Below are 22,826 nucleotides of genomic sequence, written 5' to 3' on the forward strand. Positions count from 1 at the left end.
TGCGCGTCATCATGTAAAGAAGTAAGGGGGAGACTTATGGCTGAAATTGGACGCCGATATAATCCGAATGGCAAAAAACCAAAAAACACAGATAAAAAGAAAATGGATAAAATATTGAATGTGTTAATTGGTGTTGTAGCTGCACTTATACTCGTTGTAGCTGGCTTCATTGTCATTGGCGGCTCGCATAACAAAGACACTAAAAGTGATAAAGTTGCCCAACAAACACCGCAAGAAAATGAATCCGAAAAAGATAATATAGTAGAAAAAGATTCAAAAGAGCTAGAAAAAGAGAAAGCAAAACAAGCGGAAGAGGCCAAGAAAGAAAAAGCAGACGCATCTGAAGAAGAAAGTGATGCACAAGCGGAAGACGATAATTCGTCTAGTGAACAAGAAGAGACTGCTAGTGATGAAGATAATAATTCAGCTTCAGATGAAACACAAGATAATGAAGAAAGTAAGAAAGACAGTGACCAATACAGTCATACGGCTAAAGTCGAAGAATCTAACGATCCAAACGTGAAAAAAGTTGTTACCGATTCAAAATGGAAGCCAACTAAAACAAAACAAAAAGAATCCAGCGATGTCCATAATTCAAGCTATACAAAAGGTTCACTTGATTGGAACGAAAAAATAAAAACGATTGCTCATACGACAGGCTTAGATGAAAATGATATGATTATATGGTATGTTAAGAACGGTGGTAGCCCGAATACGTCAATCGGAATTGTTTCTTCAAATGACAAGACCAAGAACTATCGTGTTTCAATGGAGTGGATTCCTAATAAAGGTTGGAAACCAACTAAATTGGAAGTCTTAAAAACACATCAAGGCGCTTATTAAAATATGTGCGATGCCCCCTATAAGTGAGGCATCGCCATTCTTTATGTTGTAATATAATAAGCGGTATAAGTGACTATCTCATATGGGAAGATTACGGCCCAGCATGGAGTAGATTTAACTTAAGAAAGGAAGTATAAAAATGAGAATTGCTGTCATTGGCGCAATGGAAGAAGAAGTAGAATATTTAAGAAACACACTAGAAAATACGGAGAGCCGAACTATGGCGCATAGTGAATTTACGACAGGTACATACGCAGGCCATGATGTCATCCTTCTGAAGAGCGGGATTGGCAAGGTCAATGCAGCCATGACAACTACATTGCTACTGCATGAATACAAACCGGATATTGTCATTAATACAGGATCTGCAGGCGGCTATGATGAAAATCTTGATATCGGTGCAATAGTTATTTCAGACGAAGTAAGGCATCATGATGTGGATGCTACTATTTTCGGCTATGAAATCGGACAAGTTCCACAAATGCCAGCTATGTTCCAATCAGATCAAAAACTAATCGAAATCGCGAAAGAAGCCGTAACAGAAATAGGCGAGCACCAATTTGCAGTTGGTCTGATCACAACGGGCGACTCGTTTATGAACGATCCTGTTCGTGTGGAAAAAGTACGTGGGGATTTTAAATCAATGAAAGCTGTTGAGATGGAAGCAGCTGCTGTAGCGCAAGTTTGCTATCAATTTGATACTCCTTTTGTGGTCATTCGTGCTCTTTCTGATATTGCTGGCAAAGAATCTGCAATCAGCTTTGATGAATTTTTACAAGTAGCAGCAAAACATTCAACAGAGATTGTTTTGAAGGTTATTTCAAAGTTAGCGTAAGGCAGTGGCCTGACACAATTTATCCAAAATTTAGACAGCAGTTGTTCATAATGTTCCATTCAAAGCCTTCTTTTAAGTGGTAAGATAAAAGCAACAGATACTTACATACTTAGGATGCGGGAGGGATTCTCATGACTTTTATTATGGCGGCGGCTATGGCAATTACAGCAGTATTAAGCCTTATAATGGTATCAGAAGTTTCCGAATGAATGAATCTTAAAGATAGAAAAGAACTGCCATATATATGGCAGTTCTTTTTTATTGCTCGAAATTTCGATGATTTTTCTTTTTTAAATGCTGGTACAGTTTGACTAGTGCACGTTTTTCAATGCGGCTAACATAGCTTCTGGATATATTCATGTCTTTTGCAATTTCCTTCTGGGTTTTGGGTTCTTGCTGGCCGAGTCCATAGCGCTGTTGAATAATGCTTAATTCACGGTCATCTAATAAATCTAGATGCTCATATAAAAGCTGCTCTTCTTCACACCTTTCAATCTGTTGTTCGGTGGAAGGTTCATCGCTTTGCAAAAAATCTGCAATTTCTAGCGGGTTACCATCTTTGTCAGAGCCGATGGTTTCGTGTAAAGACACGTCTTTTTGAACTTTTTTCTGGCTTCTTAAATGCATTAGTATTTCATTTTCTATACAACGAGCTGCATATGTAGCAAGCCTCGTCTTTTTCTGCGGCGTAAAGCTTGCGACCGCTTTCATTAACCCAATCGTCCCAATGGAAATATAGTCATCAAGCTGTTCGTGTTTCGGATGGAATTTTTTGACGACATGCGCAACAAGCCTCATATTTCTTTCAATGAGTTCAAGTTTTGCAGATTCATCGCCATTCATATACCGTTCGAGACACTCGGCTTCTTCCTCTTTTGAAAAGGGTTGCGGAAACGATTGGCCTTTTAAATAGCCAAGTAAGACGGGGAGATCGACCCACAGTTGCATGATGGCTGTTAAAAGGGAGCTAATTGTCGTCATCCTTCCTTACATGTGAGTAACACATCATATGACAAGAGAAGTCATTTTACAACAAAAAAATGACCTGCAAATGCAGGTCATACTTATTCGCCAAATTAAACCTTCTTTAATGTAAACGTGCTAATCATAAGAACTGATAGAAGTGGGAATAAAAACATATAAAAAACTGGGGATAATACCGGTATGAAGAAAAATGTTAACGTTAAGATAGCACCAGATGCGGTAATTGGCAGACCGCTGAAATAACCATTGGATTCTGTAATATTGAAACGAGCCAGCCTAAATGCACCGCATGCAATATATAATACAGCGACAATCATACCGATCGTGCCAAAATGGACAAGTGTCATTTCATACATTAATATCGCTGGAGCCACACCAAATGATATAATATCACTCATGGAGTCCAATTGTTTTCCTAGCTCTGATTCTTGATTGAATTTCCGTGCCACTTTGCCATCGTAACGATCCAAAAATGCAGCTATGAAAATAAACAATACAGCATAATTAAAGGACTCATGGATGGTTGCCATAATAGAGGCGCCGCCGAATGAGATATTCCCTAGTGTGATAGTATTAGCTAAGTGTGCTTTCATTTTTTTAATTGTGGTATCCACTACTTCAATTAAAAACAATGGACATCATTCCTTTATGTTCAGTATTACAATATTATACTTCTTTTAATTGGGAGTGTAAAACTTTTTTAAAATGAGGGTTGTCAATGTTACGAGAAAAATATTACCGGTCACTTGTAGAATTAACAAACGGCAGGTGGTCGTCTACGATACTGCGAGGAATAGCTGGTTCTCGCTTTAGCAAAAGAATAATTTCTTCCTATATACGATTATATGGAATTGATACGCAAGAAACGGAAAATAACACATACCACAATCTACATGACTTTTTCACTCGGAAATTAAAACAGGGTGCTCGGCCGATTGCAGAAGGAGCTGAATTGTATACAAGCCCAGTTGATGGAAAAATTGAATCCTGCGGCGATATTGTAGAAAACAGTATATTTTTGGTGAAGGAAAAAAAGTACAACCTTGTTGATCTACTAGGCAAAGAAGAAAATATTGCAAAGTATATCAATGGAAAATACATTGTGTTTTACCTTAGTCCGGCGGATTATCATAGGCTTCATAGTCCGATTGATGGTGAAGTGATAAAACAATTTACACTTGGAAGAAAATCTTATCCCGTTAATTCTTTAGGATTGACTTATGGGGATCAGCCGATTTCAAAAAACTACCGACAAATCACAGAGCTACAAACAGCAAACGGTGCCACTTGCGCGTTCATTAAAGTTGGTGCCATGTTCGTGAATTCCATTCATTTGACGAATACAACAACAGAGTGGAAAAAAGGAGAAGAAGTAGGATTCTTCAGTTTTGGGTCAACCGTTGTGATGCTTTTTGAACCCAATAGCGCAGAATTCTTAGAACAAACTGTTCCCGGACAAAAGATCCAAGTGGGTCAAGCATTTGCACATATGCTATAATTTGTAGAGCGTAGATAAACCATTGGGCTTTTACGGGAGGTTCACCCCTTCTTAGCTTCTTGAGCATATATATTTGTTAGGGGAACCGCCTGTAAATGCAGGAGAATAGATTTATTGGAGGAAAAAATGTACAAATTGATTATGCCACACGAATTTGCACTTTCGGTGTTTGATATTACGCCGGAAAAGCTGAAAGAAAAAGGCATTCGAGGGATTATTACAGATCTAGACAACACATTAATCGAATGGGATCGTGCAGATGCTACAGAGGACTTAATTGCCTGGTTTCAACAGATGAAGGATGCTGGAATACAGGTTGTCATTCTGTCGAATAATAAAGAGGCACGCGTCAAAAAATTTGCAGATCCGGTCGGAATTCCATATATTTTCCAAGCGCAAAAACCGCTTGGCAAGGGTTTTAAACGTGCTCTTGCATTACTTGATATGAGACCTGAAGAAGTGCTCATGCTGGGAGACCAAATGCTCACAGATATGATGGGAGCAAATCGTAGTAGGTTATATACGATTTTAGTAAAGCCTGTCGCACAATCGGACGGATTTGTTACACGATTCAATCGTTTCATCGAACGCCGTGTTTTTAAATATTTAAGCAAAAAAGGAATTAAAACGTGGGAGGAAAAAGAATGAAAGACATGCCACAATGTATTGGCTGTGGTACTACCATCCAAACTGAAGATAAAAATGCACCAGGATATGCTCCTGCAGCAACGTTAGAGAAAGAAGAAATCATATGCCAGCGCTGTTTCCGTCTCAAGAATTACAATGAGCTTCAGCCTGTTTCTTTGACAGATGACGACTTTTTGCGCATCTTAAACGGCCTTGGTACTCAAAAAGGCTTAATCGTAAAAATTGTAGATATATTTGATTTTAATGGGAGCTGGTTACCTGGATTACACCGTTTTGTTGGCAATAATCCGGTACTCCTCATCGCAAATAAAGCGGACTTGCTACCAAAATCAGTGAAAAAGCAAAAAGTGATTAATTGGCTGAAAAGAGAAGCAAAAGCGCTTGGGCTAAAACCAATCGATGTCTTGCTTGTCAGTGCGCATAAAGGCAGCGGTATGGAAGAAGCGATAGAAGCAATAGAGAATTATCGTAATGGACAAGATGTTTTCGTTGTTGGGTGTACAAATGTAGGGAAATCTACATTCATTAACCGAATTATTAAAAGAGCAACAGGAGCAGGGGATATCATCACTACTTCTTATTTCCCTGGCACTACGCTAGACATGATTGAAATCCCATTAGAAGATGGACAAGCTATTTATGACACGCCGGGTATTATCAATCATCATCAAATGGCGCATTACTTAGATCCATCAGAGCTTAAATATATTATGCCCAAAAAAGAAATTAAACCAAAGGTATTTCAATTAAATCCGGCGCAAACTCTATTTATCGGCGCGCTTGCGCGATTTGATTTTATTAAAGGCGAGAGAGCAGCCTTTACAGTGCATATTGCTAATGAACTGATGATTCATCGTACTAAGCTCGAAAATGCAGATGAACTTTACGAAAACCATAAAGGCGAGCTGCTATCACCGCCTATAAAGCAACATATGGATGCACTTCCGAAATTGGTACGCCATGAATTTTCAATTAAAGAAGCGAAAACTGATATTGTTTTTTCTGGGCTTGGCTGGATTACAATACAAGATCCAAATGTCGTAATTGCGGCATACGCACCAGAGGGAGTCGAAGTGCAAGTTCGCCCGTCATTGATATAGGGAGGAACTAAGATGAAGAAATGGTATGCCGTTATAGGGAATCCCATTGAGCATTCTATGTCACCTTTAATGCATAGTACGTGGATTGAAAAAGAGGGCAAAAATGCAAGCTATATCCCAGTTCATGTATTGCCAGAAAATTTAGAAGCAGCCGTGACTTCATTAAAACTACTTGGCTGCAGCGGCTGGAATGTGACAATACCACATAAAGAATCCATTATTCCATTGCTTGATGAGATTGATGACACAGCTGCACAGATGGGTGCGGTTAATACAGTCGTAAGGATGCAGGATGGTCGGTATAAAGGTTATAATACGGACGGGCTTGGCTTTGTACGTTCTTTAGAAGAAGCAGTTGGCATAGACCATCGCCATAAGTCTGTCTTGCTAATTGGAGCGGGCGGGGCAGCTCGGGGCATTGCGTTTGCTTTAAAACAAACTGGATATAGGCAAATTAATATTGCCAATCGTACTATCAGCAAGGCACAGGCTATTTGTGATGATTTGGATATAGAGGATAAGGCGCTTACCTTAGAGAGAGCATCAGAGGATTTGGATCGATATGATATTATTATCCAAACGACGGCCGCAGGTTTAAATAAAAGTGAATTTTCAATGCCCATTGGGCTTAAACGGCTGTCTAAGACTGCAATTGTGGCAGATATTGTGTATAATCCAATGATGACGCCATTTTTAAAAGAAGCAAAGCGATCAGGAGCCACCATTGTGACAGGACTAGGCATGTTTATCCATCAGGGTGCGCTTAGTTACAGTTACTGGATGGGCTCGTACCCGAATGCGAAAGATGTAGAAGAACTTTTGCTTCGGCAAATAGGAGGAAATTGATTTTATGTTAACAGGTAAACAAAAAAGATTTTTACGTGCAGAAGCACATTCATTACAGCCGATCTTTCAAGTGGGCAAAGGCGGTGTTAATGAAGCAATGCTTGTACAAATTAAGCAAGCATTAGAAGTGCGTGAATTATTAAAAGTACGTATTTTAGACAACTGTGAAGAAGATAAGCATGATGTGGCAGAACAATTAGCTTCAGGCACAAATGCAGAACTTGTTCAATTGATTGGTCTTACAGTTGTTTTATATAAACAAGCATCAAAACGTGAACATCGCAAAATCGAATTGCCAAAAGCAAAATAAGGATTTGATTTCATGAAAAAAGTAGGGCTTCTCGGCGGCACTTTTAATCCGCCGCATATTGCGCATTTAATCATGGCTAATGAAGCGTATTATGCGCTTAATTTAGATGAAGTGCGCCTCATGCCAAATGCAATACCACCGCATAAAGTTAAACCAGAAGATGCAACAGCAGAACAGCGATTTCATATGACAGAACTCGCTGCAGAGATGGTTCCTCATTTTACGGTAGAACCGTATGAAATCAAGCATGGCGGCGTATCTTACTCATATGATACGTTAAGGGCTTTAACAGCATTAGAGCCAGAAGTAGAGTTTTATTTTATCATTGGCGGAGATATGATAGATATGTTGGATGAGTGGTATCATATTGAGGAATTGACAAAGCTAGTCCATTTTGTTGGTGTACACCGCCCTGGTTCAGTTGGTAGCACGTCGTTGCCTGTGCAAAAGATTGAGGCGCCGATGGTGGATTTATCTTCAACGATGATTCGCGAGCGATTACATGCAGGGAAACCAGTTACATTTATAGTGCCGCCTGCGGTGGAGGAGTATATACGAAAGGAAGGTTTATATGGGACGAAATGAATTATTAGCTGCAATGAAAGACCGTATGCCTGAGCGTCGATATATCCACACTATTGGCGTTGCAGACACAGCAATCGAATTAGCAACGCGCTTCAATTTAGATACAAAAAAAGCGGAAACAGCGGGGATTCTGCATGACTCATGCAAATATGCGGACCGTGTTTGGATGAAGGAAGTTATTAAAGGCGAGAACATGAATCCATTACTGCTTGATTACCACCATGAATTATGGCATGGTCCTGTAGGTGCTTATGTTGCACAAAAAGAATTCCATGTAGAAGATGAAGATGTGCTCAATGCGATTCGCTACCATACAACAGGGCGCGCTAACATGAGTGATTTAGAAAAAATCATTTATATCGCTGATATGATTGAACCGAACCGTCAATTTTCAGGTGTTGAAGAGTTGAGGAAAGCTGCACAAGAGCTACCTTTAGATGAACTAATGAGTGAATGTATTACGCACTCAATTGGGTTTCTTATCAGCAAGGGTCAACCTGTGTTCCCAGATTCTTTCGAATGCTACAATGATATATTGCAAAAAAGATGAAGTAATATATAAGAAATTTTCAGCAACCTCTTACTTAAATCAACGGTTAATATAAACAAAACTTGCGTAACATAAGTATATGTTTTGGCGTAAAGTCAAAGGAAAGAAGGAAAACAAATATATGGCAAATAATTTATTAGAAATTGCTTTTAAAGCTTGTGATGACAAAAGAGCAGAAGATATAGTTGCGTTAAATATGGAGGGTATTTCACTTTTGGCGGATTACTTCTTAATTTGCCATGGTAACTCCGATCGCCAAACCCAAGCAATTGCGCGTGAAATCGCAGATGTTGCTCATAAAGCAGGCTATGAAGTAAAAAGGCTTGAAGGTTTTGATTCGGCTCGATGGATTTTAGTAGATCTAGGTGAAGTGGTATGTCATGTTTTCCACAAGGACGAACGCGCTTACTATAACTTAGAACGTCTATGGGGAGACGCGCCTGAAAAATTTGTAGCAGTGGATCCAGAATGAGTAGCTACTCACAATTCGCACAAGTCTATGATGGCTTAATGACAGACGTTCCATATGATGAATATGTCAATTGGGTCACTTCACATGCGTCGCCTGCCTCTTATCCCAATCTCTTGGATATTGGCTGCGGTACAGGGACAATGGCCGCAAAATTTGCGGCTCTTGGCTATAAAGTTAGCGGCATCGATCTTTCTGAAGATATGCTAATGGTAGCTTCTCAAAACTTTGCAGAAGCAGGCCTTGATATTCCTCTCTATTGCATGTCCATGGATGAGCTTGAGGGTTTCAACGATCTCGATGTCATTACGATTCCGATAGATTCTATCAACTATGTTCTAGAAGAAGATGCGGTAAGAGAAACACTTAAGCGTATATATGAATCATTGAAAAGCGGCGGACAGCTGTTTTTTGATGTGCATTCAATTTACAAAATGGATGAACTTTTTATGGACTCTCCTTTCACTTATGATGACGGAGAAGTCAGCTATTTGTGGATGACTGAAAAAGGTGAAGAACCTCATTCTGTCCATCATGATCTTGTTTTCTATTCCCAACTAGATAATGGGTATTATGAAAGATTTGAAGAATTTCATACACAGCGTACATTTGATATTGAAATGTATAACAATATGCTCAAAGAAGCCGGCTTTCAGGATATCTTCATCACAGCTGATTTTGCTGAAAAAGAGCCTGTAGAATTTTCTGAAAGAATTTTCTTCCGGGCTGTAAAATAGTCTTTTCAAAAAAATGAATATCCTATATACTGGAATTAGCTTCGTATATTGCCTTCTGAAAAAGAAAGGATGTGCGGACTAATTCCTTCTTTTTTGAAGAAAAATGGCAAAAAATTTGGCATCCCCATAGCCATCGTTATTTTTTTCTTTACTTTTATATACTTTTCCAAACAATCGTCCACACCCCCACAGGACGACTTATTTTCCCGTGCTGAAAAAACAAACGAATTAAACGAACCAAATAATGCTGATCATGCAAATGGTAAATCAAATAGCACATCGATTGAAAAACCTGAAATCGTAGCGTCTACATCCATAATGGTAGATGTCAAAGGAGCGGTCAAAAATCCAGGGGTCTACAAGCTGGATGGTGATAGTCGCGTTATAGATGCTATTCAGCTGGCTGGAGGATATGCTAAGAATGCACAATCTAAGCAAATCAATCATGCTCAAAAGTTGCAGGATGAGATGGTTATTTACGTGCCCAAAACAGGCGAAGAGGTGGAAGAAGTGCTGGCCATTGCATCAAATGACAAAACCGCAGTCCAGCCGTCTATCAATACTAGCAGTCCAAGCGGTGGTAGCCAAAGTACTTCAGATTTAGTCAATCTCAATACTGCAGATGAATCAGTTTTGCAAACCCTAAATGGTATTGGTCCTGCAAAAGCCCAAGCTATCCTTGCTTATCGGACAGAAAATGGATCTTTTCAAACGATTGAAGATTTAAAAAATGTAACGGGAATTGGTGACAAAACATTTGAATCGCTACAAGATCAAATAACAGTCAATTAAATAGCCCGTTTGCCTGTTGAAAAAGATGTCTCTAAAAATTACACTGAATATAATAAGTAATAATTACAGGAGGCAATAATATGGAGCGAATCACGTGGAACCAATTTTTCATGGCGCAAAGCCATTTGCTTGCACTTAGAAGTACATGTACAAGATTATCAGTAGGGGCTACGATAGTCCGTGAGAAACGAATTATTGCTGGAGGTTATAATGGTTCGATTTCCGGAGATGACCATTGCATCGATAATGGGTGCTATGTAGTGGACAATCATTGCGTTAGAACAGTGCATGCTGAGGTTAATGCTTTGTTGCAATGTGCGAAATATGGAACGCCGACAAAAGGAGCAGATCTCTATGTGACGCATTTTCCTTGTTTGCCATGTACCAAATCTATCATACAAGCAGGCATCCAAAACTTATACTATGCAACAGACTACAAGAATAACCCGTACGCCATCGAATTGTTGGCGCAAGCCAAGGTGAATGTCGTACATGTACCTTTTGATGAGAGAAAAATAGATTTTTTAAGTGATGAAAAAATGATGCTCTATATGGACATGCTTACTAAATTGCGTGAACATGGTGCAACGCCTGAAGAATTGGCCCCTTATGAACAGAAGGTGGAAGAATTATTTGGCCATTCTCTTTTAGACATAAATTAATATATATAGCTCTAGCTATTATGCTTGCTGTTCTAGCAGCATTTAAAGATAGCTTTCTTCTTTGGCTATTCGTTCCGTATAGCTGTTTTCTATGGTGGAAAAATGAAAAAACATGGCTTCTTGCCATTATCGCCGTTTTTTCTTTTTCTGCCTTTTTTTATACAAAGAATCGAAATGAAGATTTAAAAGAACATATTCCAGAGCATGCGGTGATTACATGGACTGGTACCTATACAATTAATGGCGCTAAATTGCGTGGCTTTTCCAAAACGGACAGTGGTGCCAAAATTTATGCGGTCATGACGTTTTCAAACAAAGAAGAGAAAGAAAAATACGAAAATATTTCTTTAAGTGGGGCTATGTTCCGTGTTAAAGGAAAACTTACGCCAGCTAATATGCCTGCGCATCAATATGCTTTTTCAATGGATGAGTACCTGAAGAGTCAAGGTGCTATAGGCATTTATGAAATTGAACAAGCTGAATATATCGGAAAAAAGAAAAGTATTTCTTCTGTTTTGGCACAGCAACGATTAAAAGTTAAAAAGCATATAGAAAGGACATTCCCTAAACGTTTAGCAGCTGAAGCAGAGGCACTTATTATTGGTGACCAAGGGAATGTGGATGAAGATCTCAGTCGTGCTTATCAAAAACTGGGCATCACACACTTATTCGCTATTTCTGGGTTGCATGTTGCCCTTATCACGCTATTGCTTTTTGAGATAATGCTGAGGTGCCATGTCCGCAAAGAACATGCAACACTGGCTATTATGATTGTTCTGCCGCTGTATGCTTGTCTAGCTGGTGGGGCCCCTTCGGTATGGCGTTCTGTGACTGTGGTAGAAATAATGATGATTAGTCGAGCAAGCAAATCATTATTAACGGTAGATGATGCACTTTCTATAAGTTTCATTTTACTTCTTGCCTATCAGCCAGCCATGGTATTTCAAATCGGGTTTCAATTGTCATATTTGGCGACAGCTGCGCTAATTTATTCAAGTAGGGTTTTACAATCTTCAAATCATGTATTGCTCCAATCATTTTATATGACATTTGTCTGTCAGCTATTAGTCTACCCTTTATTGATTTACCACTTTTTCGAGCTGAGCCTTTCTTCATTCGTGGCCAATCTTGTGTTCGTACCCCTATTTTCGTTTGTGATTTTGCCTATTAATCTAATTATGCTTGTATTAACAGGTATATCTTTACCTCTTTCTAATCTAATTTTTGCAGTATATGAACCTCTGAGAACATGGTTAACCTCAGGGATTTTGTTTTTCAAGGAAATACCATATCAAATGTGGGTGTCGGGCAGGCCGGACATTCTTCTTTGTGTCTTAGCAATGATAGGTGTATTAACTGCATTTGTTTATATAGAGAAAAAATACTTTGTCCGAGCAGCTGCATGGATTTTATTCCCGGTTTTGATCATTCATTTTGCTTCAAGCTTGCACCGAGATTTACGCATTACTTATTTAAACGTTGGTCAAGGGGATAGCGCAGTGATTGAACTGCCATATCGCAAAAAAGTATATGTAATTGATACAGGCGGATTACTTCGTTTTGGCCAAGAAAAATGGAAGGAACCTAAGAATGAGTATGAAGTAGGTAGGAAGGTGGTGGTCCCCTATTTAAAAGGTCGAGGGATACGCTCAGTGGATGCAATGATTTTAACGCACGCAGATGCAGACCATGTTGAAGGTGCGGAAGAAGTAATTGAGGAATTGCATGTGAAAGAAATACACATAAGTCCAAACTCTTGGGAGAAGGCAGTGATGGGAGAGGTTCTTAAGCTCGTTAAAGAAAAAAGAATTCCTCTAAAAGAAAGAATGGCAGGTTATAGCTGGGCAGAAAACCATACTGAAATCAAATATATTTCACCAACTGATACTAATTATGAGGGTAATAATGACTCTCTTGTACTGCTGCTAAAGTTTGGCGAATTTAAAACCGTTTTTACTGGTGATTTAGAAGAGTTGGGGGAGAAGCAGCTCATCGGAAATAGTGTAGCGGATATAGCGGGACTAACGATATTAAAAGCTGGCCATCATGGAAGCAAAACGTCAAGCTCGGAGCCTTTTTTGAATATAACAAAGCCTTTGCTTACCATATTCTCTACAGGCTTAAATAATCGGTATCGTCATCCGAGCCAGGAAGTGGTCGATCGTTATCAAAGATTAGGTTATACTACTTTAAACACAGCGGAATCAGGATCAATCGAGGTGTCAGTCAAAGAAGATTCATGGCAAATCCATACAACGGCAGAGTTTCTTGAAAAGAAAAAAGCTTTGTCCAAATGACAAAGCTTTTTCGGAATAAGGACTTATAAATTCACATACTCAATAACTGTTGCGATGATGAACATGATTGCGAAGAATGCGAATGATACGCCGAATCCAACGCCTGAATCGATCGCGTCATTTCTTTTGCTTTGTACCTCTTGTTCAAATGGATTCATTACTATCCCTCCTAGTTCGATTTAATTATACGGTAATGGCTGTGAAAAATCTAGATTGAATGCGGAAAATGGCGTTCTCCGCAATAGATTTAAAATAGGGCTTAATGTAGTGATATGTCAACTAAATTTAAACTTAAACAGTTTATTAGGAGTTATTACATGAAGTTAGGATTGAAGCGGGATGAAATAAAGTTGGTAGATTATTCGCTTGAATGGAATGAAGAGTTCCAGCAAACTCGGAAAGCTATAGAAGAACAAACAGGTCTAGCTGCAGAGCGTATCGAGCATATCGGCAGTACGGCAATTAAAGATATGCCTGCCAAGCCAATCATTGATATTTTAGTAGGAGTAGACAATCTAAAAAAAGTAGATGAATCATTGCTTAGAGACTTTTCAAAAGTTGGTTTTTTAAGGTTGAAAGTAGAACGGCCTGAAGAAAAGGTGTTGGCTAAGTTTACGGATGATACTTATCAAGAAAAAACCCACTTTATACATTTGGTTGATTATCAAAAAGATCTTTGGAATAATCTTCTTTTCTTTAGGGATTATTTAAATGCGAATGAAGAAGTTAAACATCGCTATATGAAGCTGAAACAAGAATATATTAATAATACAGCTACAGGGTTAAATATTAATGATTATACAAAGTATAAAGAAGACTTTGTAAAGAATATACTTAGTATAAGAAATAACAATTAAAGAAATCTACTATCCATATCCTTAGCGAAGACAGTGCATATCCACCAAAACCCATGTATACTTAAAGGAGCAGTAGTAGGGGGAGTATCATTATGTTTTCAAAATTATGGGCAGATATTCAAAAAGGAAAATTGGCGTCTGTTTATCTTTTAGCGGGCCTCGAATCTTATTATATAGACGAAACGATACGCAGAATCAAAGATAAGTTAGAAGAAGAAGGAGAGGTTGAATCAGTTACAATTGATTTGGATGAGAAGCCAGTAGATCTAGTAATTGATGAGTCAGATACGATTCCTTTTTTCTCAAGCAAGAAGTTGATTATTGCAAAGAATGCCTCGTTTTTAAAGGCAACGGATAAAACAAAAGAAAAAATCCAACATGATTTGACTCGGCTTGCTAGGTGGTTAGAATTTCCATCAGACACATCTGTGACAATTTTTATTGCACCGTATGAAAAGTTAGATGAACGAAAAAAGGTCACAAAGCAAATGAAAGAGCATGCGGTATATTTGTTAGCTGAAACCCCGAAAGAGCATGATTTGGCTGTTTGGGTGCAACATGAGGTAGCCGGTTTTGGCAAGTTAATTGAAGATGAAGCAACAGCTAAACTAATTGAACTCGTTGGCTTGGATATGCTTCATCTGAAATCAGAAGTAGATAAAATTTGCTTATATCTTGGTGAAGAAACAACTATCACAGCTTCTTTAGTGGAGGAACTCGTTTCAAAGACATTGGAACAGGATGCATTTAAAATGTTGAATGCTTATATCCGCCATGATGTTTCTGAAGCGCTCTCTATTTATCACGATTTAATAAGGCAAAAGCAAGAACCTATTATGCTTGTTGCGCTTTTAGCTTCACAAATTAGGTTGATGTCCAATGTCTATTATTTATTGAAAAAAGGTTATCATTCAGGACAAATCGCCAAGCAGTTAAAGGTCAATCCTTATCGGATCAAACGTATAGTAGAAGACAGGAGAAATATATCGGAAGAAGCTTTATTGAAAGCATTGTATGGACTGAGTGAAGTCGACCTCAAGTTAAAATCGGTCAGCGGTAGACGAGAGAGGTTCCTAGAACTTTTTTTAATGAAACCATTATAGAAGGAAAGCTAGCTTACTTGAGCTAGCTTTTTTACTATTTTAAAAACGAGAAAATTATAGCGATACCACGATCCTTTTTACTATATACTGTGAATTAGAGAAGGGAGAGTGAATACATGATCACAAAAGAGAGCAATATCCGGTTTGTTGTTGCGGGATTGTTGCTAGGGATTTTGATGTCCGCCATGGACAATACTATCGTGGCAACTGCAATGGGAACGATTGTGTCGGATTTAGGGGACTTTGACATGTTTATCTGGGTAACATCCGCTTATATGGTGGCTGTTATGGCAGGGATGCCGATTTTCGGAAAATTATCGGATATGTTTGGACGTAAGCGATTTTTTATATTTGGATTAGTCGTTTTTTTAATTGGATCAGCACTCTGTGGAATTGCACAGTCAATGACACAACTAAGCATTTACCGCGCAATCCAAGGTATAGGCGGTGGCGCTTTAATGCCTATTGCCTTTACGATTGTGTTTGATATATATCCACCTGAGAAGCGAGGGAAAATAACGGGATTGTTGGGTGCAGTATTTGGTGCATCTAGTGTGCTCGGTCCGTTATTGGGCGCATACATCACAGAGTATATCAGCTGGCATTGGGTGTTTTATGTAAATGTACCAATCGGCATTATTTCATTATTTTTCATCCTTCGCTACTATAAAGAATCCTCAGCACTCGAAAATCAAAAAATTGATTGGGGTGGGGCAATTACTCTCGTAGCAGCAATCATCTGTTTAATGTTTGGATTGGAGCTAGGCGGCAAGAAGTTTGATTGGTTATCCATTGAAATTGTCAGTTTGTTTAGTGGATTTATAATTTTTTTTATAGCATTTATTATATTCGATATAAAAGCAAAAGAGCCAATATTACCATTTTGGCTTTTCCGCAGACGTCTATTTGCTGCTTCACAAATATTAGCTTTTTTATACGGCGGTACGTTTATTATTTTGACCATTTTTATTCCCATTTTTGTTCAAGCTGTTTATGGCGGGTCGGCAACAAATGCAGGGTTAATATTAATGCCCATGATGCTTGGGTCAGTAGTAGGCAGTGCGATGGGTGGTATTTTCCTTACTAAAACAAGCTTCCAAAGATTAATGATAATTTCTGTGATATCCTATTTTGCAGGCATGTATCTTCTTAGTACATTGACGCCTGATACAGCAAGGCTACTTTTGACCGTTTATATGATTTTAGTGGGTTTTGGCGTTGGCTTTTCGTTCTCTCTTCTGCCGACAGCTTCTATCCATAACCTTGAACCGAATTTTAGAGGGACAGCTAACTCAACTAACTCTTTCTTGCGTTCGTTTGGCATGACGCTTGGTATTACCATTTTTGGTGCTATACAAAGTAGTGGGTTTTCACAAAAATTGACTGACGCCTTTAAGGGAATGGGGAATGGGAACTATGTACCGGATACAGATAATTCGAGGCAACTTTTTGAAGCAAGTGAACGCGCAAAGATTCCTAGTTTTATACTTGATAAAATAGTCCATGCTTTGTCGGACTCTGTTACTTTCACATTTTCTATGGCTTTAATTCCTATTGCCCTTTCTGTCATTGTGGTACTATTGATGGGAAAAGATAGAGTTGAAGTTGTAAAAAAGGATAGTTAAGTTAATTCTAGCATTAAATAAAGGAACCGTTCGTAGTGGGACGGTTCCTTTTACATGGTCAAAAGATATGCAATAAAAAAAGGCTAGAGATTTCTCTCTAGCCTTTTTGAATCCCATCAAGGATTAAGCTTTTTTCATTAAACGAGCTTTTTGACGAGAAGCTGCATTTTTGTGGATCAAGCCTTTTGAAGCTGCTTTGTCTAAAGATTTAACAGCAAGAGTTAATAGTTCGTTTGCGTTTTCTTCTTTAGCAGTTAGTGCAGCGTCAGCTTTTTTCACAGCAGTACGCATTGCTGATTTAGCTTGTGCGTTTTGTGCGTTAGCTTTAGTGTTAACTTTTACGCGTTTGATTGCAGATTTAATATTTGGCATTTCAAATTCACCTCCTAAAAAGGATCGAGATGAGTAAATTCTCAACTGTATGTGTCTATACAACAAGCATCATTATAGCAAATGCCTACTATAAAAATCAAGAGACAATAGCAAAGAATATTTACTTGACACAATGGTCAAACTAAAGAAGAGGTGATAGAATGGAAAATTTCAAATGGTCAACTGTTGATTTAGTCGATGAAACAACAGCCTTTATCAATCATAAGACAGAGGAAGAGCGAGAGACACTAAGGGAATCTAATGGAATTGATATAAAAGAAACGTGGGAAAATATCGTAAAGGTCACAGAAGTTATTGTATCCCAAAAAGGAGAAGAACATATCGGTAAGAAAGAGGGCACGTATGTTACTTTATCTGTACCTACGCTAGACCCTTATGACCAAGAAGGTCTTGAGATGTTCGAAGAGTCGATCATTAGAACACTGCAAAAACTTCATAAAAAAGAGACGCTTGAAAAAGTATTGATAATAGGGTTAGGCAATCGTACGATTACACCAGATGCCGTGGGTCCAATGACGATTGAACAGCTCCACAACCAGGATGAACTAATCCAAGATAGATGTATGATTTATGCGCCAGGCGTAACAGCGCAAACAGGATATGAAACGAGTGAGTTTGTCAAAGCGTTGGCGGATCGAATTAAGCCATCTTTAATCATTGCAATTGATGCTCTCGCGACTAATTCGAGCGAACGACTGTGTAAAACAGTTCAAATTACAAACACAGGCATTCAGCCTGGGGCGGGAGTAGGGAATGCCCGTAAAGAGATTTCGCTCGAAACAATGGGATGTCCTGTCACAGCAATTGGATTACCAACAGTGGTGGATGGTCCTGTATTGATAACAGATGCAATTGAAACCATGTTCAAATATATCTCCGCACAGATATCAGAAGGGAAGTCGCCGTCCAAAGCTTTATCTGTTTCTGCCTATACGCCAAACGAAGAAACGAAGATTCAAACAGAGGCACTGATGCCTATCTTTGGTGATTGGGTGAAGTGGGACAAAGAAGAGCGACTTCAGCTATTCCAAGAAGTTCTAACAGGCCAGCAACGGCTTTTTGTGACGCCAAAAAACATTGATGATTGGCTCTCTGCTTATATCAACATGCTATCGAGTGTTTGTACACGATGGATTAGTAATGCATAATGGTTCTATCTCTCTCTCCTCCTTCATAAGCTGACAGGAGGAGGGATATAGAATGCGAAGACGCAAACAACGATGGAAATTTAGTTTATTATTCTTAGCAATCTTCTTTTCACTACCTATTATTGCAGCTAAGATCCCGGTGTTGGCTGAACAAAAGCCAAATGGAAAGCCAGTCATTGAGTCCCCTGTACAAGAAACAAAAGTTGCTTATGCTGCTAAAAAGGGGTTAGCTACAAAAGTATCGGACAAAAAATCAAAAGCTTCTTTTGATGCATTGGTATATTTTACACATTCTCATGAAGCTTATGCGCCTATACTTCGAAAACATCAACAGGCAGTAACTGCGTATCATAACACCGAGAATATCCAATCCCTAGGAAAATTGTTCACCAATCATTTTAAACAAAATAATATTCAATTGGACCTTTTGGATGTTGATACTCAGAAAGTGATGAGTCAAAAACAAATGAAGTTTTACCAGGCGTATGATGCAGTACGTCCTTATGTTAAAAAGCAAATAGAAAAAAAAGATTATGATTTAATCTTGGATATTCATAGAGATTCTGCAAAAAGAAATTTATCGACTATCACATATAATGGCACCTCTTATGCGCGCATGGCCATTGTCATCGGAACAAAAAATCCAAGTTACCAGGCAAATGAAGCATATGCTGAGAAGTTGTCTAAAAAAATGGCAGACCTTGTACCTGGTATCTCGCGTGGTGTCATTGCTAAAAAGGGTGCGGGCGTAAATGGAATTTACAATCAAGATTTGTCGAAGCAATCCATTTTAGTTGAAATAGGCGGTGTGGATAACACAGAAGAAGAGTTAAATCGATCAGTCGCGATTTTGGCACGTGCAATCGAAGAAGCGTTTGCTAATCCTAATTCCTAACATTGCAATATATGGCGTTTCACTGCTATAATTCTTAATAACAACATTTCAGTAGATCACCGCTTCTATAGTGGTGTGATAGAAAGAGAAATGAAGCTGAAAAATTGAATTAGTCTAAGGCAACGCATGCAGATAGACGATTCAAAAATGAGGCGCATAGATTATAGGAGCGGAACGAATGAATCGAGAAGAATTAATTAACAGACAAGAACATATACGAAATTTCTCTATTATCGCACATATTGATCACGGCAAATCAACATTAGCAGACCGGATACTAGAGAAAACCCAAGCGCTAACAGCAAGGGAAATGAAAGAACAGCTGCTAGATTCCATGGATTTGGAAAGAGAACGAGGCATTACAATTAAACTAAATGCCGTACAGTTGAACTACACAGCGAAAGATGGAGAAACATATATTTTACATTTAATCGATACACCGGGGCATGTCGATTTTACTTATGAAGTATCACGAAGCTTGGCTGCATGTGAAGGTGCGATTTTAGTTGTCGATGCAGCACAAGGTATTGAAGCTCAAACGCTTGCAAATGTATATCTTGCGCTAGATAATGACTTGGAAATCTTACCAGTCATTAACAAAATCGACCTTCCATCAGCTGATCCAGAGCGTGTACGAGGTGAAATAGAGGATGTCATTGGTCTCGATGCATCTGAAGCTGTGCTTGCATCAGCCAAAGCGGGCATTGGAATAGAAGATATTCTGGAGCAAATTGTTGAAAAAGTGCCAGCACCAATAGGGGATCCGGAAGGGCCATTACAAGCACTGATATTTGACTCTGTATATGATGCATATCGTGGCGTAATTACCTCTATTCGGGTTGTTGAAGGCACTGTGAAACCAGGAGATAAAATTCGCATGATGGCAACAGGCGCAGAATTTGAAGTCATCGAAGTAGGCGTGCATACTCCAAAAATGACGCCAGCGAAGTTTTTAACTGTCGGGGATGTTGGCTATCTCACAGCTTCTATTAAGAATGTAGGAGATACGCGCGTAGGGGATACGATTACCTTTGCAAATCGCCCAGCCACAGAAGCATTACCTGGCTATCGTAAGTTGAACCCGATGGTGTATTGCGGTCTTTATCCAATTGATACATCAAAATACAATGATTTACGGGAAGCATTAGAAAAATTAGAGTTGAATGACTCTGCTCTCCAATATGAGCCTGAAACCTCTCAAGCTCTAGGATTTGGTTTCCGTTGCGGATTTTTAGGTCTCTTGCATATGGAGATTATTCAAGAACGTATTGAGCGCGAATTTAATATTGATCTAATTACAACAGCACCATCAGTTATTTACCATGTTCATATGACCGATGGTGAGGAAGTTAAAGTGGACAACCCTTCAATGATGCCGGATCCACAAAAGATTGATCGTATTGAAGAGCCTTATGTTAAAGCAAGTATAATGGTGCCAAATGATTATGTGGGTGCTGTAATGGAGATCTGCCAACGAAAACGCGGGAATTTCCTGACGATGGATTATATGGATTCTATACGCGTAAATATCCTGTATGAAATTCCGTTATCCGAAATTGTTTATGATTTCTTTGATCAATTGAAATCCAGCACAAAAGGATATGCATCTTTTGACTACGAATTGATTGGCTATAAACCATCAAAACTAGTGAAGATGGACATTCTCTTGAATGCAGAACAGGTCGATGCTTTAAGTTTCATTGTTCACAAGGATTTTGCTTATGAACGAGGCAAGGTTATTGTTGAAAAATTAAAAGAGTTAATTCCACGTCAACAATTCGAAGTACCAGTGCAAGCTGCGATTGGTCAAAAAGTTGTTGCACGTTCAACTATTAAAGCGATGCGTAAAAACGTTTTGGCTAAATGTTACGGCGGCGATATCTCGCGTAAACGTAAACTTCTTGAGAAACAAAAAGAAGGTAAAAAACGTATGAAGCAAGTCGGCTCAGTTGAAGTCCCGCAAGAAGCGTTTATGGCTGTACTTAAAATGGATGATGATCAACCGAAAAAATAACATGAAATTACAATGTTGTTGGAAATATGCGTAAGTAGCTCTTATAGATAAAAACACCTGATGAGGTTTTTCAAGCTCATCAGGTGTTTTTCATTTTTCAATTAAATAGCCATGTCACCGCCTGTTAAGAAATGTCATATGATACTTTTAGACGAATAACTAAAAGTTGATGAATAAAAAGGTAGGAGGAGAGTTATGCCCGTAAGAACTGGATCCCAATATATTGAACAGATTGACCAATTGAAAGCTAATATTTGGGTTGATGGAGAACAGGTGACAGGAAATATTTCTGAACATCCTGCATTTAGAGGTGTAATGAAGAGTCAGGCTAGGTTATATGATTTACAGCATGATGAAATATTAAAAGATAAATTAACCTATCTCTCTGAGGGGAAGGGTGATCCTGTAGGACTTTCCTTTCTCATGCCAAGGTCAAAAGAAGATTTAGCGAAGAGAAGAGAGGCTATCCAGCTATTGGCAAGAGAAAGCAATGGCATGATGGGACGAAGCCCGGATTATATGAATACAGCACTTATGGCTATGGCTTCATCTGCCCATTTATTGGAGGGGAAAGATCATTGTTTTCCTGAAAATTTACAAAAATATTATGAATATGTTCGAGATAATGATTTATCGATGACACATACGTTTATAGAACCACAAGTGGACCGCGGCAGTGTTTTAGATAAACCGACGAGTGAGCCAATATCTGCTGAGGTTGTAGAAAGAACGAGTGAGGGTCTTATTGTCAAAGGAGCGCGTTTACTCGCAACCCAGGGCGGTATCACCGATGAAATGTTATTCATTAAAGCGGGGAAGCCATTTGATGAAGAGAGCGGGTTTGCCTTTTCCATTCCAAGTAACACAAAGGGACTCAAATTTATTTGTAGAGAATCATTTGTAAAAGGGGAGTCTGTCTTTAATTATCCTTTAAGTTCTCGCTATGAAGAAATGGATTCTATTGTCGTCTTTGATAATGTCTTAGTACCGTGGGATCGTGTATTTTACTATGACAATATTGATGTCGCACAGTCCTTTTTAGGTAGGAGTTCTTTTCAATCTTTTGGACTACATCAGGTGTTATCCAGACAAATTGTGAAAACAGAATTTATGCTGGGAATCGTTCAATCAATTATAGAATCTATCAATATTTCAGGCTTTCAACACGTACAAGAAAAGGCTACCGAAATTATTGTGGCACTTGAAACTTTAAAAGCCTTGTTGATCAAATCCGAAGTTGAAGCAAAGATGAACGAAGCAGGTTTGATGCAGCCGGATTATACGACTCTTAGAGTTGCCATCAGTATTTTTCCTAAGGTATATCCACGTTTTACTGAAATAGTTCAATTGCTAGGTGCGAGCGGCTTAATGTCTATTCCAACCGAAAAAGCATTTCACTCATCAATTCGAAAAGATATAGACCTATATCTACAATCTGCTGCAAATAATGCAGAAGACCGTGTAAAACTTTTCCGGCTCGCTTGGGATGCGACAATGAGCTCATTCGGTACCCGTCAGACCTTATATGAACGATTCTTCTTTGGGGATCCAGTAAGATTGGCAATGAGCCTTTATCATGAATATGACAAGAAACCATATGTAGAATTGGTGAAAAAGAAACTTAAATAGAGTCTA

The 22,826-nt window shown here is 38.7% G+C and carries 25 protein-coding genes; 21 read left to right on the forward strand and 4 right to left on the reverse strand.

Going from position 1 to position 22,826, the window contains the following annotated elements:
• Window positions 1-36 precede the first annotated feature (36 nt).
• Together AC6CHJ_RS05080 and mtnN are read left to right on the forward strand one after the other, a co-directional pair.
• Entirely contained in the window at window positions 37-843 is an 807-nt protein-coding gene (locus tag AC6CHJ_RS05080) for a YrrS family protein (protein ID WP_498287500.1), read from the forward strand.
• Between the two features lie 139 nt (window positions 844-982).
• Window positions 983-1,678 carry a 5'-methylthioadenosine/S-adenosylhomocysteine nucleosidase gene (gene mtnN, locus AC6CHJ_RS05085; protein ID WP_066786216.1) on the forward strand — a complete coding sequence of 232 codons (696 nt, stop codon included), beginning with the start codon at window positions 983-985 and terminating at the stop codon, window positions 1,676-1,678.
• 258 nt (window positions 1,679-1,936) lie between these two features.
• Here the strand turns inward: mtnN and sigK are convergent, their stop codons facing one another.
• Window positions 1,937-2,650 carry an RNA polymerase sporulation sigma factor SigK gene (gene sigK / locus AC6CHJ_RS05090; protein WP_066791851.1) on the reverse strand — a complete coding sequence of 238 codons (714 nt, stop codon included), beginning with the start codon at window positions 2,648-2,650 and terminating at the stop codon, window positions 1,937-1,939.
• A 104-nt stretch (window positions 2,651-2,754) separates the two neighbouring features.
• Window positions 2,755-3,294 (reverse strand): CDP-diacylglycerol--serine O-phosphatidyltransferase, encoded by a 540-nt coding sequence (pssA, locus tag AC6CHJ_RS05095; RefSeq protein WP_066786218.1) that lies wholly within the window; start codon window positions 3,292-3,294, stop codon window positions 2,755-2,757.
• 86 nt (window positions 3,295-3,380) lie between these two features.
• Here pssA and AC6CHJ_RS05100 point away from each other — a divergent pair, with 86 nt between their 5' ends.
• The 12 genes from AC6CHJ_RS05100 (at window position 3,381) to AC6CHJ_RS05155 (ending at window position 13,156) form a co-directional block, all read left to right on the forward strand.
• Entirely contained in the window at window positions 3,381-4,160 is a 780-nt protein-coding gene (locus AC6CHJ_RS05100) for a phosphatidylserine decarboxylase (protein ID WP_498287502.1), read from the forward strand.
• Window positions 4,161-4,286: 126 nt separating this feature from the next.
• Window positions 4,287-4,808, forward strand: coding sequence for a YqeG family HAD IIIA-type phosphatase (locus AC6CHJ_RS05105; RefSeq protein ID WP_147193879.1), 522 nt, complete (start codon window positions 4,287-4,289; stop codon window positions 4,806-4,808).
• On the forward strand, window positions 4,805-5,908 hold the full coding sequence (yqeH, locus tag AC6CHJ_RS05110) for a ribosome biogenesis GTPase YqeH (protein WP_498287504.1): 1,104 nt from the start codon (window positions 4,805-4,807) through the stop codon (window positions 5,906-5,908). The genes AC6CHJ_RS05105 and yqeH overlap by 4 nt, the downstream gene beginning before the upstream one ends.
• Window positions 5,909-5,920: 12 nt before the next feature.
• A complete protein-coding gene (gene aroE / locus AC6CHJ_RS05115; RefSeq protein WP_498287505.1) occupies window positions 5,921-6,754 on the forward strand; it encodes a shikimate dehydrogenase in 834 nt (277 codons plus the stop codon).
• Between the two features lie 4 nt (window positions 6,755-6,758).
• Window positions 6,759-7,064, forward strand: coding sequence for a ribosome assembly RNA-binding protein YhbY (gene yhbY, locus AC6CHJ_RS05120; protein ID WP_147193872.1), 306 nt, complete (start codon window positions 6,759-6,761; stop codon window positions 7,062-7,064).
• Between the two features lie 12 nt (window positions 7,065-7,076).
• Complete coding sequence (locus AC6CHJ_RS05125; RefSeq protein ID WP_147193871.1) at window positions 7,077-7,649, forward strand: nicotinate-nucleotide adenylyltransferase; 573 nt, start codon at window positions 7,077-7,079, stop codon at window positions 7,647-7,649.
• Window positions 7,636-8,199 carry a bis(5'-nucleosyl)-tetraphosphatase (symmetrical) YqeK gene (yqeK, locus tag AC6CHJ_RS05130; RefSeq protein WP_498287507.1) on the forward strand — a complete coding sequence of 188 codons (564 nt, stop codon included), beginning with the start codon at window positions 7,636-7,638 and terminating at the stop codon, window positions 8,197-8,199. Before AC6CHJ_RS05125 ends, yqeK begins: the two co-directional genes overlap by 14 nt.
• Window positions 8,200-8,320: 121 nt before the next feature.
• Window positions 8,321-8,671 carry a ribosome silencing factor gene (gene rsfS, locus AC6CHJ_RS05135; protein ID WP_066786237.1) on the forward strand — a complete coding sequence of 117 codons (351 nt, stop codon included), beginning with the start codon at window positions 8,321-8,323 and terminating at the stop codon, window positions 8,669-8,671.
• Window positions 8,668-9,405 (forward strand): class I SAM-dependent DNA methyltransferase, encoded by a 738-nt coding sequence (locus AC6CHJ_RS05140; RefSeq protein ID WP_147193867.1) that lies wholly within the window; start codon window positions 8,668-8,670, stop codon window positions 9,403-9,405. Before rsfS ends, AC6CHJ_RS05140 begins: the two co-directional genes overlap by 4 nt.
• A 69-nt stretch (window positions 9,406-9,474) precedes the next feature.
• Window positions 9,475-10,197, forward strand: a complete 723-nt coding sequence (locus tag AC6CHJ_RS05145) for a helix-hairpin-helix domain-containing protein (RefSeq protein ID WP_498287509.1) — start codon at window positions 9,475-9,477, stop codon at window positions 10,195-10,197.
• Between the two features lie 80 nt (window positions 10,198-10,277).
• Window positions 10,278-10,859, forward strand: coding sequence for a ComE operon protein 2 (locus AC6CHJ_RS05150; protein ID WP_066786247.1), 582 nt, complete (start codon window positions 10,278-10,280; stop codon window positions 10,857-10,859).
• A 20-nt stretch (window positions 10,860-10,879) separates the two neighbouring features.
• On the forward strand, window positions 10,880-13,156 hold the full coding sequence (locus tag AC6CHJ_RS05155; protein ID WP_498287511.1) for a DNA internalization-related competence protein ComEC/Rec2: 2,277 nt from the start codon (window positions 10,880-10,882) through the stop codon (window positions 13,154-13,156).
• A 23-nt stretch (window positions 13,157-13,179) separates the two neighbouring features.
• Here AC6CHJ_RS05155 and AC6CHJ_RS05160 read toward each other — a convergent pair whose 3' ends face one another.
• Entirely contained in the window at window positions 13,180-13,314 is a 135-nt protein-coding gene (locus AC6CHJ_RS05160) for a YqzM family protein (protein WP_084246865.1), read from the reverse strand.
• Between the two features lie 159 nt (window positions 13,315-13,473).
• Here AC6CHJ_RS05160 and AC6CHJ_RS05165 point away from each other — a divergent pair, with 159 nt between their 5' ends.
• The 3 genes from AC6CHJ_RS05165 (at window position 13,474) to AC6CHJ_RS05175 (ending at window position 16,741) form a co-directional block, all read left to right on the forward strand.
• Window positions 13,474-14,013, forward strand: coding sequence for a GrpB family protein (locus tag AC6CHJ_RS05165; RefSeq protein ID WP_147193860.1), 540 nt, complete (start codon window positions 13,474-13,476; stop codon window positions 14,011-14,013).
• 92 nt (window positions 14,014-14,105) lie between these two features.
• A complete protein-coding gene (holA, locus tag AC6CHJ_RS05170) occupies window positions 14,106-15,116 on the forward strand; it encodes a DNA polymerase III subunit delta (protein ID WP_147193858.1) in 1,011 nt (336 codons plus the stop codon).
• Between the two features lie 116 nt (window positions 15,117-15,232).
• Complete coding sequence (locus AC6CHJ_RS05175) at window positions 15,233-16,741, forward strand: MDR family MFS transporter (protein ID WP_498287513.1); 1,509 nt, start codon at window positions 15,233-15,235, stop codon at window positions 16,739-16,741.
• Between the two features lie 123 nt (window positions 16,742-16,864).
• Here AC6CHJ_RS05175 and rpsT read toward each other — a convergent pair whose 3' ends face one another.
• The gene (gene rpsT, locus AC6CHJ_RS05180; protein WP_066786268.1) at window positions 16,865-17,113 is read right to left on the reverse strand and encodes a 30S ribosomal protein S20; all 249 of its coding nucleotides are present in this window, start codon (window positions 17,111-17,113) and stop codon (window positions 16,865-16,867) included.
• A gap of 161 nt (window positions 17,114-17,274) precedes the next feature.
• Between rpsT and gpr the strand changes: the two genes are divergently transcribed.
• The 4 genes from gpr to hpaB all read left to right on the forward strand — a co-directional run bounded on the left by gpr (window position 17,275) and on the right by hpaB (window position 22,820).
• Window positions 17,275-18,282: a GPR endopeptidase gene (gene gpr, locus AC6CHJ_RS05185; protein ID WP_147193855.1), complete on the forward strand. Its 1,008-nt coding sequence runs from the start codon at window positions 17,275-17,277 to the stop codon at window positions 18,280-18,282.
• A 52-nt stretch (window positions 18,283-18,334) separates the two neighbouring features.
• A complete protein-coding gene (gene spoIIP / locus AC6CHJ_RS05190; protein ID WP_066786274.1) occupies window positions 18,335-19,177 on the forward strand; it encodes a stage II sporulation protein P in 843 nt (280 codons plus the stop codon).
• A 178-nt stretch (window positions 19,178-19,355) separates the two neighbouring features.
• Window positions 19,356-21,191 (forward strand): translation elongation factor 4, encoded by a 1,836-nt coding sequence (gene lepA, locus AC6CHJ_RS05195; RefSeq protein WP_147193853.1) that lies wholly within the window; start codon window positions 19,356-19,358, stop codon window positions 21,189-21,191.
• 195 nt (window positions 21,192-21,386) lie between these two features.
• Complete coding sequence (gene hpaB / locus AC6CHJ_RS05200) at window positions 21,387-22,820, forward strand: 4-hydroxyphenylacetate 3-monooxygenase, oxygenase component (protein ID WP_498287516.1); 1,434 nt, start codon at window positions 21,387-21,389, stop codon at window positions 22,818-22,820.
• The last annotated feature ends 6 nt before the right edge of the window (window positions 22,821-22,826 follow it).

The sequence above is a fragment of the Rummeliibacillus sp. GQ308 genome (genome assembly GCF_059759115.1).

Bases quoted from the DNA above. Each gene is read 5' to 3' on its own strand.
- gpr (WP_147193855.1), top strand. From the start codon at position 17,275: ATGGAAAATTTCAAATGGTCAACTGTTGATTTAGTCGATGAAACAACA.
- spoIIP (WP_066786274.1), top strand. From the start codon at position 18,335: ATGCGAAGACGCAAACAACGATGGAAATTTAGTTTATTATTCTTAGCA.
- yqeH (WP_498287504.1), top strand. From the start codon at position 4,805: ATGAAAGACATGCCACAATGTATTGGCTGTGGTACTACCATCCAAACT.
- mtnN (WP_066786216.1), top strand. From the start codon at position 983: ATGAGAATTGCTGTCATTGGCGCAATGGAAGAAGAAGTAGAATATTTA.
- AC6CHJ_RS05140 (WP_147193867.1), top strand. From the start codon at position 8,668: ATGAGTAGCTACTCACAATTCGCACAAGTCTATGATGGCTTAATGACA.
- AC6CHJ_RS05105 (WP_147193879.1), top strand. From the start codon at position 4,287: ATGTACAAATTGATTATGCCACACGAATTTGCACTTTCGGTGTTTGAT.
- AC6CHJ_RS05100 (WP_498287502.1), top strand. From the start codon at position 3,381: ATGTTACGAGAAAAATATTACCGGTCACTTGTAGAATTAACAAACGGC.
- AC6CHJ_RS05160 (WP_084246865.1), bottom strand. From the start codon at position 13,314: ATGAATCCATTTGAACAAGAGGTACAAAGCAAAAGAAATGACGCGATC.
- yqeK (WP_498287507.1), top strand. From the start codon at position 7,636: ATGGGACGAAATGAATTATTAGCTGCAATGAAAGACCGTATGCCTGAG.
- AC6CHJ_RS05080 (WP_498287500.1), top strand. From the start codon at position 37: ATGGCTGAAATTGGACGCCGATATAATCCGAATGGCAAAAAACCAAAA.
- hpaB (WP_498287516.1), top strand. From the start codon at position 21,387: ATGCCCGTAAGAACTGGATCCCAATATATTGAACAGATTGACCAATTG.
- yhbY (WP_147193872.1), top strand. From the start codon at position 6,759: ATGTTAACAGGTAAACAAAAAAGATTTTTACGTGCAGAAGCACATTCA.
- AC6CHJ_RS05155 (WP_498287511.1), top strand. From the start codon at position 10,880: ATGCTTGCTGTTCTAGCAGCATTTAAAGATAGCTTTCTTCTTTGGCTA.
- AC6CHJ_RS05165 (WP_147193860.1), top strand. From the start codon at position 13,474: ATGAAGTTAGGATTGAAGCGGGATGAAATAAAGTTGGTAGATTATTCG.
- AC6CHJ_RS05125 (WP_147193871.1), top strand. From the start codon at position 7,077: ATGAAAAAAGTAGGGCTTCTCGGCGGCACTTTTAATCCGCCGCATATT.
- holA (WP_147193858.1), top strand. From the start codon at position 14,106: ATGTTTTCAAAATTATGGGCAGATATTCAAAAAGGAAAATTGGCGTCT.
- rpsT (WP_066786268.1), bottom strand. From the start codon at position 17,113: ATGCCAAATATTAAATCTGCAATCAAACGCGTAAAAGTTAACACTAAA.
- AC6CHJ_RS05145 (WP_498287509.1), top strand. From the start codon at position 9,475: ATGTGCGGACTAATTCCTTCTTTTTTGAAGAAAAATGGCAAAAAATTT.
- rsfS (WP_066786237.1), top strand. From the start codon at position 8,321: ATGGCAAATAATTTATTAGAAATTGCTTTTAAAGCTTGTGATGACAAA.
- lepA (WP_147193853.1), top strand. From the start codon at position 19,356: ATGAATCGAGAAGAATTAATTAACAGACAAGAACATATACGAAATTTC.
- AC6CHJ_RS05150 (WP_066786247.1), top strand. From the start codon at position 10,278: ATGGAGCGAATCACGTGGAACCAATTTTTCATGGCGCAAAGCCATTTG.
- aroE (WP_498287505.1), top strand. From the start codon at position 5,921: ATGAAGAAATGGTATGCCGTTATAGGGAATCCCATTGAGCATTCTATG.
- AC6CHJ_RS05175 (WP_498287513.1), top strand. From the start codon at position 15,233: ATGATCACAAAAGAGAGCAATATCCGGTTTGTTGTTGCGGGATTGTTG.